Origin of the sequence: Halohasta litorea, from assembly GCF_024494645.1 — an archaeon.
GTDB lineage: Archaea > Halobacteriota > Halobacteria > Halobacteriales > Haloferacaceae > Halohasta > Halohasta litorea.
Genome location: NZ_JANHDJ010000004.1, coordinates 1 through 17,634, shown reverse-complemented (window position 1 = coordinate 17,634; position 17,634 = coordinate 1). Strand labels below are relative to the sequence as shown.

Sequence of the window (17,634 nt, the reverse complement as noted above, 5' to 3'; positions counted from 1 at the left end):
GTTGATTAGGGGTTCGTGATAACTACCGTACTGAGGCCGACGAGAACGCCGACGACTGCCAGCGCCATTCCGGTCGGTGTTGCGCCACCGGCTTCGAGACCGGCAGCGATGAGACCGACACCGAGGAGTTTCGTGATCCGGTCTACCCAACGGTACTGTCGACCGGTCAGACTGGTAGATCGAGCACCGCTCATTCGTCGTCCTCCGTGTTCGGCGCTCCGCCATCCATTGTCGCTGTGCCCTCTGTCGGCGAGTCGCTACCGAAGCCACCCAACACTGCATAGCTCGCCAGACCGATCGCAATCGGTGCGCCGATCACCAACGCGAACAGATACGGACGGAGTGTATCTGTCTCCATCCCGACCACGTCAGCGACGATAACGTCCATCCCAGCGATCGATGCAGCCATGATGAACGTTATCCCGGCCATTCCAACGGCGGTTTGCCACGGGCGCTCGGTGGGATCGGCCGTGAAGTGAACCGGTTCCGGCGTGTAGTCGATAAACGGCCATGCGGCGACGGCCGTGAACACGACTCCTGGAAGCACCAGCCCGCCGATGAACTCGGCACTGAAGTGGACGCCAAACAGATCGAAGCTGAGCCACGACGGGATCAGCTTCAGGAATCCGTACCCCCACATCAGAAACCAGTCGGGCATGATGAGCTCCGGCGTCGACGCCGGATTGTTCGGCCCGTATTCGGCGATATTGTGAACTGGCAGGAACCCCGAGAGGAGGGATAATGTCGCCAATGTCAGGAAGAATACGACGGCACTGACAGCCACCTGATTCGGAACCGCAGGGAGGCCGACGATCACGGTATCGTCCTCGGCGTCGATCGTTTCACGTCCCTGAACATCCCCATCGCGTTGGGCTTCAGTGTGTTTCTGCCGAATGAGGATCGCCATGTGGACCGCTAGTAACCCTGCGATGGCCAACGGGATCACCAAGACGTGGAAGAAATATAGCCGTGGGATCGTCGCGCTCGATGGGAACGAGCCTCCGAAGGCGACGTTCGCGAGCCACTCTCCGAGTATCGGAATGGACAGGGTGACGTTGTAGCCGATGCCGACCGCGGTGCTCGCGAACTCGTCGAACGGCAGCGAGTAGCCCGTGTAGGCTGCCCCCATCGAGAGTCCGGCGAGGCCGAGGCCGACCAGCCAGTTCGGCTCCCGTGGATTGCGGTAGGCTCCAGTGAAGAAGACCCGCAGCATGTGGAGCGCCATCGACGCGATGAACAGGTGGGCGGCCCAGTGGTGCATTCGCCGGATCAACATCCCAAAGGGCACGTCGTAGGTGATCTGCAGCACACTGACGAACGCGGCGGGCATCTCATCGCCCTGATACTGCATCACGCTGCCCTGGTACTGCGTCGCCGCGGTACTCGGCTCGTAGAAGAATCCGAGGAACGTCCCCGAGGCGACGAGCAGGCCGAAACAGAACAGCGCGACCTCACCTAGGAGGAACGAATCTTCCGCCGGGAACGCTTTCCCGAGAAACGACTGGGCGTGGCTGAGTCCGAATCGGCTATCGAACCAGTCGTATAGCTCGTCGAGACGGCTCATCCGCCACCTCCAGGGCCGATGGCCTCCTCAAAATCACCGGTGGCGATGAGTTCGCCGTCGCTCGATACAGTAATCGGTAGCTGTGGCAGTGCACGTGGTGGGGGTCCACCGACAACCGTGGCCCCAGACAGCGGATCGAACAGTCCGGAATGGCACGGACAGACCAAGGTGTCGCCGTCACGGTTGGCTACCATACAGCCAGCATGGGTACACACCTTTGAGAAGGCGGCATACCCCGAGACTGTGAATTCGAGATTCGTCTCGCCGCCGTAGTCGTCCTCTGAGAACCGAACTAACAGCGTCGGTGCATCCTCAAGACCCGGTCGTGGCTCGGGGAACACAGTGAGTTGTTCACCGGCGGACAAGCGGTCCTCCTCGATTCGGTTTCCATCCCCGTCGACGAGTGCGATCCCGTCTTCGTACATCGGTCCGGTGTAACTGGTTTCGAACGCCCGACTCAATCCTGCAAGCGGGGCAACGAGACTGCTTACAGCGGTCAGACCGCCGAGTGTGGCCAACCCTTTCGCGTAATCTCGACGCTGAAGTTCTGCTCGGGCATCCTGCCAGAAGTCTTGATAGATACTTGGCTGGCTCACCGAGGGTGATTCACAACAGCAGCCGTCGGCTGAGTCACTGCCCGGATATTGTTGTTCAAGAATATCGTCTTTCTCAGACTCCATCAGTGTCCCCTCCGTTCGGCGACTTCGATGTGTGGCATAAACCACGCGTAATATGATACTGTCAGTCCGGTCAACGACATAAACATTCCAAACGCATAGATGCCGAAGTACTGCGTCCGGGCCAGCGTGAGGTATTCACCCGTGAACAACGCAGCGAACACGATCGACAGTACTGTGAGCCCACCCATTGCGATGAGTCCGGCCAATGAATCGCTCGGGGGATCATAGCCGACGATCCATCTCTCTTCAGTCTCCATCCATTCGAATCCAACAGTTCCACCGTCGGCAGCGGTCGGGGGAGTGTCACTCTCCGGTCTGGCTAATTCGTTCATAAAGCGATGGAAGAACGCCAACACTCCCAGGAGTGCAAAGAGTGCGACCCAAACGACAACTCCCACCTGACTCGGGGACAACTTCGTTGGCGTGTCGACGAACCCCTCAAGTGGTTGAATATTTGTAACACTTTGATCGATTTCGACGGTTTCTGCTGGTGGTTCTCCCTGACCAGCAACAAACCACATTGGGAGTAAGACGACCGCTACCAGAAGAATGAGTGCGAATCGTTGTCTCATCCTTTGATTTTGTATGGTTGTGTCATTTGAACATCCCTCCGCGGTCGAAAACACCTGCAAGATTCGGAGATACAGACAATACGTAGCAGATTAATACTGCTTCTGTTGACTATCTCCGACTTGCACGGGTTTTCGTCCGCCTAACTTCGACTGAGATTAGCATTATATAAAAAAATAATCGCGAATGTGTTCGTGGTTTTTAAATATTCAAGACTGTAGACCTATTGGAATATAATGTGCTGATTACGCTACTCAGCACTCTCCTTATCATTCTAACATTAATTTCTCTAAGAATAACCGGAGGTGGTTCACCGAGATACCGAAGAGAGACGGGTGATCCTTTGAGACTTGTGTACGTAGTCCTCTAAGGTAAGTCCGGAAGCCCCAGCGCACTTGGAACATCCGTGTGAGTTCATAGGGTAGTGTTTAGAGAAAGAGAGTCCATGCGAAACTGAGAGAGCTGATCCAGTCATCAGCAAAATCTGCTGAGGCGTTGCTGAAACAGTTCGAGAAACAGATAGCTCAGCGATTTATCACACAAAAATACGTTCGACGGCATTCCGATTTCCGTGTTTTCATAGATCCTATGTGACTCTCACAGAGTGATTCAGTGGATCTAAATCAGATTATTGGAGTCGAGCGATAGTCCGATCGGTCCCTTCCTCGACCTGGACGAGGCCGTCGTCGGAGAGATCCGAAAGAAGGCCTCGGAGCCACTCTCGACCGTGCTCGCCGTCCGGTGTGTAGTCGACACGAATGCGATGGCCGAGGGAATCAAGCTCCATCTCGTCGTGTTCGCCGAGGAGTCGAACCACGCGCCCGCGGAACTGCCGACGGCTTCCTTCGAAACTCGGTTGTGTCGGCACGTCGGGTGCGGTAAAATCGCCGCTCTCGTAGGCCGCACACCACGCCCGCCACGGACAGCCCGCCGTATCGCATTTGGGTGTCTTCTCGCAGGCAACCCCACCGAGTTCCATGATCGCGTTGTTCCAGACCCGCGAGCGACCCTCGGGCATGAGGTCGCTTGCGGCTGTCTCGAACACAGCGTCGTCATCTGGAATATCGAAGGCGCGATACAGCACGCGTTTGACGTTGGTGTCGACCACCGCATCGCCGTTGTTGAACGCAAAGGAGGCGACGGCGTTGGCGGTGTAGGGGCCGACGCCCATCAGTTCCTGGAGCGCCTGGGGCGTCTCGGGAAACGCACCGTCGTACTCCTCGACGACCTGTGTGGCCGCCTCGTGGAGGTACTTCGCGCGGTTGTTGTAGCCGAGGCTGTGGTCGCTCCAGAAGGCCACCACGTCGCCGCGGGGGGCCGCCGCCAGCGCGTCGGCGGTGGGCCACTCGTCGAGGAAATCCGACCACGCCTCGACAACCCGATCGAGTTGGGTCTGTTGGCTCATGATCTCCGAAACCAGAATCTCGTAGGGGTCGTCGGTCTCCCGCCACGGGTACTCGCGGTGGTCGGCCTCATACCACTCGATCAGGGCCTCCTGGACCGCCGCGACCGTCTCGTCGTCGGGGAGTCCGTGTTCGGCCTGCGTGCCCGCATCAGTCATTGTCGACGCTCCGCACGCGGGCGGTTTAGGGATGCTGATCCCGCCATCCGAACAGCAACGCGTTTCCGTCTGCTGTCCCAGAAGTCGGTATGAGTCTCGACGAGCTTACCGAGGATATCACCGACGAGTACAGCGCTCTCGACGACGAATTCACCGTCTCGCTGGATCGGGAGACGAAAAACGAACTCGCCATGCTGAGTGCCGCCTTCGAGACCGACGATCCCGAGGAACTCATCCGGCGTGGCGTCCATCTGCTCTATCGCCAGACGGTCGACTCCGGCGATCTGGATTTCCACCTCCGGTCGGGCTACGACGTGACTTACGACGAGTACCTCTCGGGGATGACCTTCGACGAGATGACCGGCGGCGACAATCTCCCCTCGCTGGACGACTCGAACCGCTACCGGATGTAGGCTAGCGGGTATCGTCGACCGCTTTGATAAGCAACTCCGCACCGAGTTCGATCTCTCGCTCGGTTACGTCCAGTGGCGGCAGGAGCCGAAGTACACTGTGGCCACAGCCCAGCGTGAGCAGGCCACGCTGCAGGGCGGCTTTTTGAACGGCATCGCGTCGGGCTTTGGTATCGAACTCGACGGCGAGCATGAGGCCCAGACCGCGGATATCGGCGACAACATCGGTGTTTCCGAGCTCATCGGTCAGTCGTTCGAGACACTGCTGGCCGCGGTCGGTCGCGTTCGTGAGTAGATCGTAGTCCCGGATCGCGTCGATCGTGAGCGCGCCCTGTAGCGACGCGAGGATGTCGCCCGCGCCCCACGTCGAGGAGAGCCGACTCGTCTCACTGGGGAATACCTCCTCCCGTGAAACCGTCGCCCCGACCCGGAGTGCCTTGGCCGCCGCAATCACGTCCGGCTCAAAGCTGTAGTGGTCCGACCCCCACATCTTGCCTGTTCGGCCGAGCCCGCTTTGAATCTCGTCCGCAATGAGCGTAATATCGTATTCGTCGGCGATCGCGGCGAGTTCGTCGCCGAAGGCCTGGCTTGGGATGCGGTAGCCGCCCTCGCCCTGCACCGGTTCCAGGATAATAAACGCGACTTCGTCGGGGTCGAGATACCCCTCCTCGGGGTCGACCATCCGACAGAGTTGCGACCCAGCGTCGGTAAAAAAGCCGCAGCCACAGGTTTCAGCCGAACAACCCCGATCCGTACAGAACGGTACATCGTGAATCGATGGCAGTTCGGGGTAGTGCCGACGGTGGACTGCCTTCGAGCGGTTCAGCGAGAGCGTCCCCAAGGTTCGGCCGTGAAACGCACCGTCGAAGGTGATCCCGTACCGGCCGCCGTCGCTGTGGTCGTAGGCGATCTTGATCGCGTTTTCGACCGCCTCTGCGCCCGAATTGGAGAGAAACACCGTCGACATCCCATACTCGCTTGTGGCCTCGACCAGCCGGTCCATCAGTCCAGTCGGGCCGGGCAGCGAATCGTCGTCGGGCTCCTGGCCGCTCGAAACGTAGAAGTCCTGCCCGGCGATCTTGAGGGGATCGACCAGATCGAACGCCCGTAGGCGGTCCATAACTTTGGGATTGTTGTACCCCAGCGGCGCGGCAGCGACGTGACTCGTAAAATCGAGCAGGACGTTGCCATCGACGTCAGTGCAAAACGGCCCCTCGGCTGGCCCCGAGAGGTCCCAGACGAACTCGTAGACGTAGGTGCTCGGGGCGGCCGTCCGGTGGTGATGGTCGACCCACTGTGCGGCCCGCTCGGCCGGAATCCGGTCGACCGACGGCTCGGCCGTCTCGCGGTCCATAATAATTAATACGTAAACTAGCAGCTAAAACGTATCGCCGAAACGGAGAACTCGAGGCGGCTCAGGGCCGTGGATCGAGATAGTCGGTGAGGCCTGCGTCGACCGTATCGACCAACTCCGCGACCTCCGCACTACCGACCAGCAGCTCGTAGCCGTCGGTGAGTGCGTCCTCGACGTGGACGCCGAGGCCGACCTCGAAGATCGCGTCGCTATCGAGATAGGCGGCGGCATCGGTCCACTCCCGCGGCCGTTCGACCACGTAGCGGTCGCCCTCCAGGAACGGCCCGACACAGGATTCGTCGTCGACGTACGCCTCGAAGAAGCCGGTGGCGTGGTCGCGAACCGACACGGGCGGCCCCTCGTGGCGCTCGACAGCCGGGAGCGTGGCGGTCGAGAGCTCGAACAGGAGGACAGCAGTTTTGCCCGCATCATCGACCAACACTGCCGACCGGAAGACTCCGAAACCCTGAGTCGAAAGGCCCGATTCGATCCCGGCGAGGGATTTGTCGAGCTGTGGGTAGAGTTGATCATCGACGATATCCGGTGTCTCGAAGACGACCGCAGTGGGGATCGTCTCTCGGCTGGCCAACCGCTGGCGGGCCTCTGTGGCGGTCAACAGCTCTCGATCGGACGGGAAAAACAGCGAAAGACGGGGGTCGGCGAAGAGTTCCCGGGCGTAGTGCTGGAGCCGGGCGACGTTTTCAGCCGAACACACCGCTGCCACGTTCCGATCGGGGTCGGTGGGATCGATCACGACCAGCGGATCGTCGAACGTCGTGGTGCCGTGGTCCTCGGGATCGAAGACTACCGGAGGAGACCAGTCGGCGGCCGCCTCCAACAGCGGAACGATCCCACCGTACTCGACGACGAGCAGCTCCGAGAGATACCCCGAGAAGCCGCGAGTCTTGAGGTCGCTGCCGTAGGCCCCGATGCCCTTCAGGAATCGTTTGAAAACGCGAACGTCGCCCGCGAGATCCTCGTCAAGTCGGGCCTCGAGATACCGGGTATGAAACGGGGTTCGGTCGACCGCCGAGCGGATGTCACTGGCCGATTCGACGCGGTAGCAGGGGACGCAGTCGACATCGAACCCGTCGACTTCGCCTTTGACGTAGGGGTGTTCGGCGTACTCCTGGTGGCCCTCGGGGAGGACTTCGTGGCCGATGTCGAGGCCGTACTCTTCGAGCTCCTCGCGGGAAATATCGGGCGGAAAGCGGACGAAGAGGTCGATATCGCGGTCCCCGGCCAACCACGTCCCGCGGGCGGTGCTGCCGACCTGTAGTACGTCGGCGTCGAGATCGTGGTCGTCGATGGCCGCCTCGGCTCGGTCGGTGAGCAGAGCCGCAGCGGTCGACAGCCGTCGGCGCTCGTCGGCCATCGGGGTGACGCGCTCGTGGACCGTTGCCAGCACGTCATCGAGGGTTGTCATACACCAGAATTGAGAGACGGCGTGTGAAAGGATGTCGCTTCCGTCGGGGAGAAAACGAAAGCCCTATTAAATGCATCCGACTACCTTTGGTTGCGTTGAGCCGTCGTAGCTCAGATGGTAGAGCACCTCGCTGTTAACGAGGTGGTCCCAGGTTCGAGCCCTGGCGACGGCGTCATTCTCTGACGATACTACACGAGGGGTTTCGTCTCCGAGTAGTTCCATCGTCAGAGAAAGCGTTCAGAAAGGGCTCGTGCAGGCAAGTCGCAGCATCCGAGCGGAGCGAGGATGATCGTCTTGCCGAGTTCGAGCCCTGGCGACGGCGTCTTCTCTCGAAACAATTCACGAGGACCGTCGGCTCCGAGAATCCCGTGGAGAGTCAAGACGGGTCACGCCAGGGTTCGAGCAGACGAGTCGACCGAGAAGACGGACAACACCGAAACTCGACACTCTCATATGGGACCGGCCGGAACCAGAAATCGAGGGCCCTTAGCTTAGTCTGGTTAGAGCGCCGAGCTCATAACTCGGTGGTCACTGGTTCAAATCCGGTAGGGCCCATTTTTATACACAATCATCTCGGGAAAACTGGCATCAATAGCCGGGAGTAGGCGGTGTTTTCTTAAAACGCGTTTTCGAGTGCCGAGGCCACCGACCGCGCTTTCTCGGCTAACGACTCGTCGACGTCTCCGTCCTCGACTGCGGCATCGAGTTCGTCGTCGTCGACCCGCTCGATCCGGCCGTCGGCGTGTTTGAGCACGTCGACATGGAGATCGACGTACCGCACGGCCCCGGGGAAACACTCGACCGGCGTACAGACGTTGACGTAAGTGCCTTTCACCGAGCCCTCGCTGTCGCGGTAGACGGTCGGATACCACCACCGACCCTCGCGGACCGTCGTCGTGGCCGTATCACCCGCTTGGCGGGGAACGCCGAGTCCGTCGTAGGTACCGCCGCCGGAGAGCTCGCGGCGGAGCGTGAGGCTCTCGCTGTCTCGCTCGATGACGGTGCCCGATCCAAGGCTGATACAGTGACCGGCGGGCTTTCCGTGGGCGATTTCGACTTCGTCGCCGACCGCCGGGCCGAACGTGTCGGCGACGGTCTCGAAGGGGAACTCACCCGATGGCGAGCAGAGCGCCTCGACGAAATCGACGCCCGCACTCGCCCCATTCGATCCGGCCTTGATGCGGTGGTGGCCGGGCATCGTCGTCGTTACGTCTCTCCTGATCTCGTCGAGCGCGAACCGGCTCTCACGGCCGAACCAGAGCCACGCGCCTGCTGCTGGTGCGGCGAGTTCGGCGGGCGCATCGCCCGCGGCATCGACGCCGCCGGAGACGTCATCCGCATCGAGTTTCGACGTGAGCGCCGCCGCGCGGTCGGCGGTGCGGTCCAGGACCGTTTCGAGTGTTGCCATCCCGGCCTCGGTGGCGGCGTGGGCCCACCGAATCCGCCAGCCATCGGGGGCCTCGACGCCCAGAAGCTCGGTCATCCCGACGAGTTCGCGGGCCGCCGCCTCGTCGCGCGTATCGACGGTCGGCTCGCCGGCTTCGGGGATGAGTGTCACAAGCCCATCCGAGACCTCGATCGTCGTCGACAGTAGGGGCCGGTCGTCGTCCCACGGCGGCGCAGCCTCCTGGACCTGCACACGGACCGAATCGCCACTATCGAGGTGACCATCGACTCCTCGAAACGGGAGATACCCCTCGCAGTCCCCCAGGTCGACGACCGCGCCGCGGCCCGATGTCTCAGCTACTCGACCGTCGAAGACGGCCCCCTCGGGAGCCGGATCGGCCCAGCCGAGCGTATCGATACCAACCGAGCCGACGAGGTCGGTCGCGGCGTCGACTGCCGCAGGTGTCCCCTGGAGGCCAACGCCCTGTCGGTCGTCCGTGGTCTCGATGGCCACGTCGGCAGGGCCCGTCTCGAAACTCGTCTCGAACCGCCGCTCGATCGGACCCGAGGCGTCGACGACCTGCCAACCGGCCGTGAGACAACGCTGGGTGAGGGCGGTCGTGTAGATGCCCCGGATGCGGGCGCGATGAGTGTCGGCGGCGGCGTTGGTCGCTGTCGGCGTGTCGTCGGTCGGGTTGGTGTCGGTCATCCTCGACCTCACCGGAGTGCCGACTCGTCGCGGGCGAAGCGAACCCGGTCGGTGACCGTCTCGCCGAGGCTGAGTTCCACGACCTCGTCGCTCAGCACACGGCCGCCCTCAATCGGAACGCCCCAGGAGTCGAATCTGAGATAGCCTCGGAGATCGGCGGCATGAGTGTAGAGGTCGATAAACTCGACAGTGTGGGTCTGGATCTCGCTGGCGCTGTGGGCGGTCTCCATATCGGAGTAGACGGTCTCGGCGTCCGCGAAGAAGGCTTCGAGCCGGTCGGCGTCGGCCGCGACCGCCTCGACGACGCGCTCGGAGGCCTCCTGGAGCGCCTCGGTATCGAGGCCGACCTCACGGAGTGCCTGCTGGGTTCGTGGATCGAAATGCATGGCTGACCGTTCGGGCTCGGTGCTTTTGAATGGTCACTGTTCGGAGGCGGCAGCTGCCATCGAGAGAAGACCTTAGTTGCCCGCCGTCGAATCACGCCCATGAGCGACCAGCGAGACCCGGTCGAGGCGGCGGCCGACGATTCCCGGGATCTCTACGACGTGGCGACGTGGGAGGAACGAACCTCGGTCGACGGGGCGGCGGTCGCACTCTACTGGCTGCTGACGCGGGCGGCCAAATGGTTCGTCATCTTGCTCGCACTCGGCATCCTCGTGGGGATCGGTGGACTCACCGCGTTCACCGAACCCGCAGTCGGCCTGCTGACGCTGCTGTCGGTCGTGCCCGCCCTCGCACTGACGGTTTACGTCTATCGCTCCGATGTGACCACGCGGGAGCCGCTGTCGCTTTTGGTGACGACGTTCATCCTCTCGATCCTCTTTGCGACGTTCGCCGCCCTCATCAACACCGCCGCACGCCAGTTGTTCCAGCCGCTCGGCGCAGTCGGACTGGTCCTGTTTTACTTCCTCATCGTCGGGCCAGGCGAGGAGACGGTGAAACTGCTGGCCGTCCGGCTGTATGCCTACTCCGACGAGCGGTTCGATTCGGTCGTCGACGGCGCGGTCTATGGGGCGATCTCCGGGCTCGGCTTTGCGACCATCGAAAACTCGCTGTATATCGTTACTCAACTAGAGGAGGCCGGTGAGCTGGCCGAACTCAGCCTCGGCCTCGGTGCGATCGCCGCTGGCGGCGATATCGCGGCGATCCGTGCGCTGGCTGGCCCCGGCCACGTCATCTACTCGGCGATCGCGGGCTACTACCTCGGGTTGGCCAAATTCAACCCCGAGAACCGCGGCCCGATCATTATTAAAGGGCTCCTCATCGCCGCGGCGGTTCACGCGACCTACAACTCGACGGTTGGGGTGGGGTCGTTCACTATCGCCTCGGTGACCGGCCTCCCACAGCTCGCGTCGTTTTTCGTCTTCGTAATTATTTTCGATGGGATCTTTGGACTGTATCTGCTCCGGAAGATCTGGCACTACCGCTCGGAGTACCGCGCAGTCGGTGCTGGGGGCGAGGCTAGTGTTTCGACTGACCGCGCGTCGCGACTGGACGAACGAAGCTAACCGGGGTTAAAGCTTTTCGCGGGAGACTTTGATGCCGGTCGGGGTGATAATCAGCTGGTCGTCGCCCTTCTGGACGATGTCGCCGTTTACCTCCTCGGCGACCTGTCGCAGCTCGTCGATGATCTGTTCAACCGTCCGGTCTTTGGTGCTGTGGCGCGTGATATCCGCGATAACGAGATCGCCGTCGTAGACCGCGTCTTTGATCGGGATGACGTCCTGTCGACCCGCGACCTCGGCGATACGGACGGCGGGGCCCGCGCCACCGGTGGCGGTTTCGAAACTATCCAAATCCAGTTCGACGTAATCCTCGGTGTTGCGCTGATCGCTGCCGCCGAGAATCTTACTCATGATACCCATAGCCAGTATGCGGGCGGGTTAAACATTAGTTCTTACGTCAGACGCTCCCCGCTGGCAGGAGTAGTCGGCGGCTGCCACAGCCATCGGTTACCGCAGCGAATCGACTCGTGAGACGGGCATAGCCGACGACCAAACTGGTTTCACCACGTAGTCACATGAGTCGGCATGACGCTCAGTCTCTGTGTGCGTGAGCCATACCAGGACGGCGACGACACGCGGCACTACCGGTTCGGCCTGGCGGTGACAACCCGGCTGCCGGGGGTCGGCGCGCTCTGTCCGTTCGTCTCCGAGAACGGCGCGGTGGCCGTCCAGAGCCACACAAGCGACTGGCTGGGCGAGCGGACACTGTCGTATCTCGCCGACGGCCTCGCCATCGACGACGCCGTCGAGGCCTTACTTTCGGCCGACGACAACCGCCGTAACCGACAGGTCCACGGCGTCGACGCCGACGGGAGCGTCGTCTTCACCGGCCGGGAATGTGTCGGCGAGGCGGGCCACCGCGACACCGGCCAGTTCACCGTCGCGGGGAACCTCCTGGAGGACGAACACGTGCTCGATGCGACCGCCGCGGCCTACGAATCCGACGCCTTCGGCGACGCGCCGCTGGCCGAGCGGCTGGTCGACGCGCTGTCGGCAGGCGTCGAGGCGGGCGGCGACAAACGCGAATCGCTGTCGGTCGGGAGTGCCGCGCTCAAGGTCGTGACGACCGAAAAGACGGCCTACCGGCGGTTTTATAATGATCTGCGTGTCGATGCCAGCGAGACGCCGGTGGCGGAGCTGCGGACGACTTACGAGGCCGCACTGTTGGGCTACGAGCAGAGCCTCGACGAGTACGCCGACCCCGAGGATATCGAGTCGCTACGCCCGGAATAAGGTCGGAGATTAGACCGAAAACGTGTAGAGATCGTCGCCGACGTGGTGGATCGACTCGACGACTTTGCCCGAATCGCCGACCATCGCGTCGCCGTCTTCGAGCGCGCGACCGATGGCGAGGATTTTGCCGTGGGTCTCTTCGGCAATAGCCACGAGGTTGTCGGGTTCGATCCCGTCGTCGGCCTCAACGATGCCGGGCCGCATCACGTCCGCGCCGTTGGAGACGAACGAGACCGCTCCGGCGTCGACGGTGACGACCGACTCGGTCGGCGGGAACTCGTTTGCCCCCTGGACGGTGAGAAACGGCTCGCCGTCGAGTTCGGCGATCAGCTGCTCGCCGTCGACGAGGATCACGTCGAAGGGGGTGTCGCTCAACTCGACTAACTCGAAGCTGTCGCCGGTGACCTCGGAGCCGAACGCAGCCGACAGGGACTCCTGGAGCGAGGAGATGGCGTCGCTGCGAAGGTGGTGTCTGGATTTGACCTGCATAGCCGAAGCGATGCCCGCCCACCGAATAAATTGACCGTTCTATGCCCCCACGCGTTATTGTCCAAAAACGATCGTGAGGAATCTGTCGGTACGGAATGATAAAACGGGCCGTAGCGCCGTCGTACACCCGTCAGACAGCCAGGAACAAGTCATAAGTGGGTTGGTATCGACAGACGTGGTATGTGGCGCTCGCGGAGCAATCGGGGCAAACAAACGGTGAGTTGTACCGCCTGTGGAGACGCTGTGCCGCGCTCGGAGGCCCGCGAGTACGACAAGGAGGGCAACCGCTGGGAGCGACACGACAAGGAGTTCGAACACTTCTGTAAGGACTGTTTCCGGGAGCTGTGTCACCAGCCGCGCGGCGATCTCGAAGCGGTCCTGACGGGGATCGAAGCGGGGAATCTCTCCCAGTCGGAGTTCCTCGCGCGCTATCTGGACTCGGTCGACCCCGAAGACGGCCCGGTCGACCACCGAGAGTCCTGAGACCGTCCGGGCGGCCGACCAACCCGCCCCGACACGTCTTTCTATCCAACCCTCATTAGCCAACGTATGTCAGACGAACAGGCCCAGGCTGGGACTGCCGAGGGCCAAGGTCCAGTCAGGGTCACCGAATCGATCGCCGAGCAGTTGGAAGCCAAACGCGAAGACCTCTTCGAGGAGTTCGAGATCCGCGATGAATTCCCCAGCGACGTGCTGGTCGAGGCTCGCAAGCGAACCGAGGACGTCTACGACGAGATCGAAGCCGAGATCGACGACCGGCGGGATCTCCGCGAGTTGACGACCTGGACGACCGACCCCGCCGACGCCCAGGACTTCGACGACGCGATTAGCATCGACGAAGACGATGAACACTACACGCTGTGGGTCCACATCGCCGATGTCAGCCACTACGTCCACCCCGGCTCGGAGATGTGGGCCGAAGCGCTCGAACGCTGTAACACCGTCTATCTCCCCGCCTATACGGTTCATATGCTGCCGCCCGTCCTTGCAGAGACCGTCTGTTCGCTGGTCCCAAACGAGGATCGACTGGCCCACACCGTCGAGATGACCATCGACCGCGAGACGCTCTCCTTTGAGGAGGTCGACATCTACAAATCCGTCGTCCACAGCGACGAGCGGATGACCTACACCGAGGCCGAAAACCGACTCGACGAGCCGGGGACGCCGCTCCACGAGGAGTGTGCCTTGGTCTTCGAGTTGGCCGAACAGCTCCACCAACAGCGGAAGGAAGACGGCTCGCTCGTGCTCAATCCCTCGCGGGACCGCGCCCACACGATCGTCGAGGAGTGTATGCTGAAGGCCAACAAGGCCGTCACCCACGAGCTGATGTGGGGCCGCGGCGTTGAGGCGATGTATCGTGTCCACCCCCAGCCGACGCCCGACCAGTGGAACGAGGCCCTGCGGGAGATCCAGGATCTCGAGGGCGTCTCGATTCCAGGGAGTTCCTGGGACGACCCGCGGAAGGCCGTCAACGCAGCCTTAGAGGAGTCCCCCGGCCGCCAGCTCAACAAGATCCAGCGGGCCGTGCTGAAAGTCATGCCACGCGCGAAGTACATGAACGACCCCTTCGGCGGCCACCACGCGCTGAACTTCGACATCTACGGCCACTTCACCAGCCCCATTCGGCGGCTCTCGGATCTGATCAACCACTGGATCGTCCACCAAAACGACGTCCCCGAGAACCTGATCGAACTCTGTGATAAGGCCTCCGACAAACAGAAGGACGGCGAGACCGCCGAACGGCTGTATAAACAGTTCATGAACGAGATCCATCTCGATCCCCACGCGATCAACAACCGTGGGCTGGAAGTGCTCTCGGAGGCCGAGATCGCCGAGTTGGACGAGGAAGAACGCGAGCGAGTCCACGGCGTCGACGCCTGATCTGTTCCGGGCGATGACTGTCGGGCTACGGGCCACAGCGGTTTCGTGGCTGTCGGCTCGATAGAAGGTATGGTTCGGCTCAGTACAATCGGCATCCTGCTTGGTATCGTCCTGTTTTTCATCCCCGTGCCGCCGTTTGCGATGATCGCGTCGGTCATCGTGCTGGTGGTGTCGGTCGTGCTTCGATTGCTGGGGAAGTAACTACTCGCCGGAGATGTGTTGGCTTGTGACTCCACTTTGGCTGTACTGCTCGCGGACGGCACCGGACTCCTCGGAGATGACCGTCTCGGCGTTGATCATAATCACGGGCGACTCGGAGATGTCGACCCCGTGAGTTTGTCCAGGATCGGCTCGACAGCGCGATTCGGCAGCGGGAGCAGGACCACGTTGCTGTCGGTCTCGTTGCTGGTCTCGTCGCTCATTACGTAGTGATTCCCGCGTCGTTCAGGACGTCGAGGACGGCCCGCCGTCGACCCTCCAGGATCGTAATTGCGAGATGGCGCAGTCGGTTGGTCGTCGGCAGGGAGACGGGTAATGCTAATTCGCGGCCGTCGACTGGTCGCTGGACACGGATCGGAAGTGTGCTGAGAGAGAAGCGTTCGATCTCCCACACCTATTTGTCAGTGAATCACCGTTTTTGGAATAATGGTTTCCGCGCGCTTTCGAGAGGACGTCTCAACGCTCCCCGGCGTGGTTGCGGTGGGATTGCTCTGTGTGGCCGCCGTGTTGGCAGTGGGCAACCGGTCGGTAACGCTGGTGGTTGGTTTCGGCCTTCTCGCGGTCGGCCTCTGGCAGGTGTACCTGCTCTATCGGGTGGTTGTGGCTGTTGAGATGCTTGTGAAGACCGATAGTCCATCATAATCCAAACCTCAGTGTGTCTGTATTAGTTCTCAGCATCCGCGTCGACGCCCGGTCCCCACTCGTCGGGATCTTCGGGACCGAGTCGGTCGTGGCACGGGCAGTCGACAAATCTGCAGGAGAATGTATCGAGGCCAGTAATTTCACCATCTTATAAATAGATGCGTCGTACAACAGTTGCCAATGGATCGGAAGGAAATCGATGAGTACGTCGACCGCTGCCAGCAACTCATCGAATCCTCTCCACAGATGGATGAGGAAAACACGAAAGTCAAACTCGTCCAGCCGTTTTTAGAGCTTCTCGGGTGGGATCTCTACTCGACCGAGGTCGCATTAGAGTACACCGTCCCGATGGCATCGGGAAGTACGCACGTCGACTACGCCCTGCTGATCGGAGATTCGCCGGTCGTCTTCGTCGAGGCCAAGCCGATTCGGTCGACGCTGACCGACAGCGAGGTCCAGCAGTTGCGGAGCTATATGCGACAGGAACTCGACACCGACTGGGGAATTCTGACGAACGGGAAATCGTTCGAGGTGTTGACGAAGAACCAGCAGAACGGCGGTGAAGAGGTCTCTGTCGTGCAGTTCGATCTCGACGATCTCGCCGAAAATCCGGCCGTGTTGGAACTGCTCACGAAGGAGTCGATTCGCTCGGGAAAATCCGACGAGATCGCAGAACAGGTTGCACAGACGAACCAAGCGATTCGACACCTCCAGGAGAACGAAGACAGCGTTACCGAGGCCGTCACTGGTGCGGTAGAGTCGGAAGTGGGCGAGCTGACGATAGATCTCGACGAACAGGCCCGCGAGTTCGTGCAGAGCCTTGTGTCGGTGCTTCGTGAACAGCGGCAGTTCGTGAGTGAAACGCCATCAGCAGAGCAGGATACAACTCCTGTAGAATCGGACACTGGCTCGCAAGCGAGTAATACAGAGGGCTATGTGATCCAGTTTTCCGATGGGGTGCGGATTCCGGCACGTAGAGAGGAACGCCATACGAAACAGAAGCAAAACATGGGTGCCGCAGTCGACTACTTGATCGCCGAACATGACTTCATAGATGCGGTCGATATGCCATATTCACCACCACAGGCTCGGAAGAATTGCGCAGTCAATACCGAGCCGACACACCCTACTGGCGATGAGATGCGGTCTCCATACGAATTGACTAACGGGGACTATCTTGACACGTCATTAAATCTGCAGGGCAAAAGGAGCCGTATTCGTGACCTTGCAGGGGAGGTTGGGCTATCTGTTGAGTTCCTCGGTGACTGGTAGGACGTCGAATCTATGCTTATGCCGGACTCGCTGGGATTCCCGCGAGCGAACACAGTGAGCGAGGGGGAGTAAAGCGAGGCCACTGAGCGAGTTTGAGCGCAGCGAGAACGAAGTGAAGTGGACTCGCTGGGAGATGGGTGTTCGGCCGATTACGCAACTGTGCTACACTGCTAACCGCCTGAATTCCTTTTTTCGAGTTCATTGGTAATCCCCGTGGAACGCATCGTCGAGCCACTCTCGTCGGGCTTCCATCTTTTCGCGGTCACTCCGCTCGTCGTAGTGCTTTTCGAGCACGTCAGCGGAGACGTTACAGCGACCTTCGACAACGACTTGTGGCGCACCTCTCCGTAGATGGTGAGTGATCGATCCGCGCCGGATCGTATGCGGACTCCGTGACGATGGGCAGTTCGCCAGATTCTCGTAGTGTCGATATTCGCAGATGTCGGGGTCCTCGTCGTGCGGACACTCACCGACAAAACAGGGCTGGGTCACCCGGTTGACCATCCGGCGAATCGGCGTAGCCGTCAGTCGACCACGTTCGCTGGTAATCAGCGGCTCTCGACCGTAGTCATCAGTAACGTTGTGCCGGTTGTGGTCAATGTAGTCTCAGTCGATCACATCGGGTTAGAGGAAGTGTCTGCTTGGACGTAGTGTGAAACCAAACCAAGCAGACAATCAGATCGAAGAAGAGCACCTGCTTAATTTTGTCGTCAACACTCTCAACGAGGAGCTT

At 61.0% G+C, this 17,634-nt stretch carries 21 protein-coding genes, 2 tRNA genes and 1 pseudogene; 10 read left to right on the top strand and 14 right to left on the bottom strand.

Annotated elements, in window-relative coordinates; translation table 11 throughout:
• Window positions 1–5: 5 nt before the first annotated feature.
• The 6 genes and pseudogenes from NO877_RS10395 to NO877_RS10370 form a co-directional block, all read right to left on the bottom strand.
• Window positions 6–194, bottom strand: coding sequence for a DUF8120 family protein (locus NO877_RS10395; RefSeq protein ID WP_256396274.1), 189 nt, complete (start codon window positions 192–194; stop codon window positions 6–8).
• Complete coding sequence (locus NO877_RS10390) at window positions 191–1,564, bottom strand: cytochrome b (protein ID WP_256396273.1); 1,374 nt, start codon at window positions 1,562–1,564, stop codon at window positions 191–193. Before NO877_RS10390 ends, NO877_RS10395 begins: the two co-directional genes overlap by 4 nt.
• Complete coding sequence (locus NO877_RS10385; protein ID WP_256396272.1) at window positions 1,561–2,244, bottom strand: QcrA and Rieske domain-containing protein; 684 nt, start codon at window positions 2,242–2,244, stop codon at window positions 1,561–1,563. Before NO877_RS10385 ends, NO877_RS10390 begins: the two co-directional genes overlap by 4 nt.
• Window positions 2,244–2,816: a hypothetical protein gene (locus tag NO877_RS10380; RefSeq protein ID WP_256396271.1), complete on the bottom strand. Its 573-nt coding sequence runs from the start codon at window positions 2,814–2,816 to the stop codon at window positions 2,244–2,246. Before NO877_RS10380 ends, NO877_RS10385 begins: the two co-directional genes overlap by 1 nt.
• A gap of 426 nt (window positions 2,817–3,242) precedes the next feature.
• Window positions 3,243–3,391 (bottom strand): annotated as a pseudogene (locus NO877_RS10375) (IS6 family transposase); the annotation flags it as partial.
• Window positions 3,392–3,442: 51 nt separating this feature from the next.
• Window positions 3,443–4,375, bottom strand: a complete 933-nt coding sequence (locus tag NO877_RS10370; protein ID WP_256396270.1) for an HhH-GPD family protein — start codon at window positions 4,373–4,375, stop codon at window positions 3,443–3,445.
• Window positions 4,376–4,464: 89 nt separating this feature from the next.
• Here NO877_RS10370 and NO877_RS10365 point away from each other — a divergent pair, with 89 nt between their 5' ends.
• Window positions 4,465–4,788 (top strand): ribbon-helix-helix protein, encoded by a 324-nt coding sequence (locus NO877_RS10365; protein WP_256396269.1) that lies wholly within the window; start codon window positions 4,465–4,467, stop codon window positions 4,786–4,788.
• A 1-nt stretch (window position 4,789) separates the two neighbouring features.
• Here NO877_RS10365 and NO877_RS10360 read toward each other — a convergent pair whose 3' ends face one another.
• Both NO877_RS10360 and cca read right to left on the bottom strand, forming a co-directional pair.
• On the bottom strand, window positions 4,790–6,139 hold the full coding sequence (locus tag NO877_RS10360) for an aminotransferase class III-fold pyridoxal phosphate-dependent enzyme (RefSeq protein WP_256396267.1): 1,350 nt from the start codon (window positions 6,137–6,139) through the stop codon (window positions 4,790–4,792).
• Between the two features lie 61 nt (window positions 6,140–6,200).
• On the bottom strand, window positions 6,201–7,565 hold the full coding sequence (cca, locus tag NO877_RS10355; protein ID WP_256396266.1) for a CCA tRNA nucleotidyltransferase: 1,365 nt from the start codon (window positions 7,563–7,565) through the stop codon (window positions 6,201–6,203).
• A 99-nt stretch (window positions 7,566–7,664) separates the two neighbouring features.
• Here cca and NO877_RS10350 point away from each other — a divergent pair.
• Both NO877_RS10350 and NO877_RS10345 read left to right on the top strand, forming a co-directional pair.
• Window positions 7,665–7,737 (top strand) — tRNA-Asn (locus NO877_RS10350).
• Between the two features lie 308 nt (window positions 7,738–8,045).
• Window positions 8,046–8,120, top strand: a tRNA-Ile gene (locus NO877_RS10345).
• Window positions 8,121–8,181: 61 nt separating this feature from the next.
• On the opposite strand, the gene NO877_RS10340 is transcribed toward NO877_RS10345, so the two are convergent.
• Both NO877_RS10340 and NO877_RS10335 read right to left on the bottom strand, forming a co-directional pair.
• Window positions 8,182–9,660, bottom strand: coding sequence for a ribonuclease FAU-1 family protein (locus NO877_RS10340; protein WP_256396265.1), 1,479 nt, complete (start codon window positions 9,658–9,660; stop codon window positions 8,182–8,184).
• Window positions 9,661–9,668: 8 nt separating this feature from the next.
• Window positions 9,669–10,046: a DUF7532 family protein gene (locus NO877_RS10335; RefSeq protein WP_256396264.1), complete on the bottom strand. Its 378-nt coding sequence runs from the start codon at window positions 10,044–10,046 to the stop codon at window positions 9,669–9,671.
• Window positions 10,047–10,145: 99 nt separating this feature from the next.
• Between NO877_RS10335 and NO877_RS10330 the strand changes: the two genes are divergently transcribed.
• Window positions 10,146–11,168, top strand: coding sequence for a PrsW family intramembrane metalloprotease (locus NO877_RS10330; RefSeq protein ID WP_256396263.1), 1,023 nt, complete (start codon window positions 10,146–10,148; stop codon window positions 11,166–11,168).
• A 6-nt stretch (window positions 11,169–11,174) separates the two neighbouring features.
• On the opposite strand, the gene NO877_RS10325 is transcribed toward NO877_RS10330, so the two are convergent.
• A complete protein-coding gene (locus NO877_RS10325) occupies window positions 11,175–11,525 on the bottom strand; it encodes a cell division protein SepF (protein ID WP_256396262.1) in 351 nt (116 codons plus the stop codon).
• Between the two features lie 165 nt (window positions 11,526–11,690).
• On the opposite strand from NO877_RS10325, the gene NO877_RS10320 reads away from it, so the two are divergent.
• On the top strand, window positions 11,691–12,398 hold the full coding sequence (locus tag NO877_RS10320) for a DUF1028 domain-containing protein (protein WP_256396261.1): 708 nt from the start codon (window positions 11,691–11,693) through the stop codon (window positions 12,396–12,398).
• 9 nt (window positions 12,399–12,407) lie between these two features.
• Here NO877_RS10320 and NO877_RS10315 read toward each other — a convergent pair whose 3' ends face one another.
• On the bottom strand, window positions 12,408–12,887 hold the full coding sequence (locus NO877_RS10315) for an RNA-binding protein (RefSeq protein ID WP_256396260.1): 480 nt from the start codon (window positions 12,885–12,887) through the stop codon (window positions 12,408–12,410).
• Window positions 12,888–13,067: 180 nt separating this feature from the next.
• Between NO877_RS10315 and NO877_RS10310 the strand changes: the two genes are divergently transcribed.
• From NO877_RS10310 to NO877_RS10300, 3 genes are all read left to right on the top strand, one after another.
• On the top strand, window positions 13,068–13,370 hold the full coding sequence (locus tag NO877_RS10310) for a DUF7562 family protein (protein ID WP_256396259.1): 303 nt from the start codon (window positions 13,068–13,070) through the stop codon (window positions 13,368–13,370).
• Window positions 13,371–13,436: 66 nt separating this feature from the next.
• A complete protein-coding gene (locus NO877_RS10305; protein ID WP_256396258.1) occupies window positions 13,437–14,768 on the top strand; it encodes a ribonuclease catalytic domain-containing protein in 1,332 nt (443 codons plus the stop codon).
• A gap of 69 nt (window positions 14,769–14,837) precedes the next feature.
• On the top strand, window positions 14,838–14,969 hold the full coding sequence (locus NO877_RS10300) for a transporter (RefSeq protein WP_256396257.1): 132 nt from the start codon (window positions 14,838–14,840) through the stop codon (window positions 14,967–14,969).
• A 220-nt stretch (window positions 14,970–15,189) separates the two neighbouring features.
• Here the strand turns inward: NO877_RS10300 and NO877_RS10295 are convergent, their stop codons facing one another.
• The gene (locus NO877_RS10295; protein WP_256396256.1) at window positions 15,190–15,381 is read right to left on the bottom strand and encodes a hypothetical protein; all 192 of its coding nucleotides are present in this window, start codon (window positions 15,379–15,381) and stop codon (window positions 15,190–15,192) included.
• A gap of 32 nt (window positions 15,382–15,413) precedes the next feature.
• On the opposite strand from NO877_RS10295, the gene NO877_RS10290 reads away from it, so the two are divergent.
• Together NO877_RS10290 and NO877_RS10285 are read left to right on the top strand one after the other, a co-directional pair.
• Window positions 15,414–15,629, top strand: a complete 216-nt coding sequence (locus tag NO877_RS10290; RefSeq protein WP_256396255.1) for a hypothetical protein — start codon at window positions 15,414–15,416, stop codon at window positions 15,627–15,629.
• A gap of 180 nt (window positions 15,630–15,809) precedes the next feature.
• Window positions 15,810–16,901 (top strand): type I restriction enzyme HsdR N-terminal domain-containing protein, encoded by a 1,092-nt coding sequence (locus NO877_RS10285; RefSeq protein ID WP_256396254.1) that lies wholly within the window; start codon window positions 15,810–15,812, stop codon window positions 16,899–16,901.
• A gap of 198 nt (window positions 16,902–17,099) precedes the next feature.
• On the opposite strand, the gene NO877_RS10280 is transcribed toward NO877_RS10285, so the two are convergent.
• Window positions 17,100–17,405 carry a hypothetical protein gene (locus NO877_RS10280; protein WP_256396253.1) on the bottom strand — a complete coding sequence of 102 codons (306 nt, stop codon included), beginning with the start codon at window positions 17,403–17,405 and terminating at the stop codon, window positions 17,100–17,102.
• Window positions 17,406–17,634 lie beyond the last annotated feature (229 nt).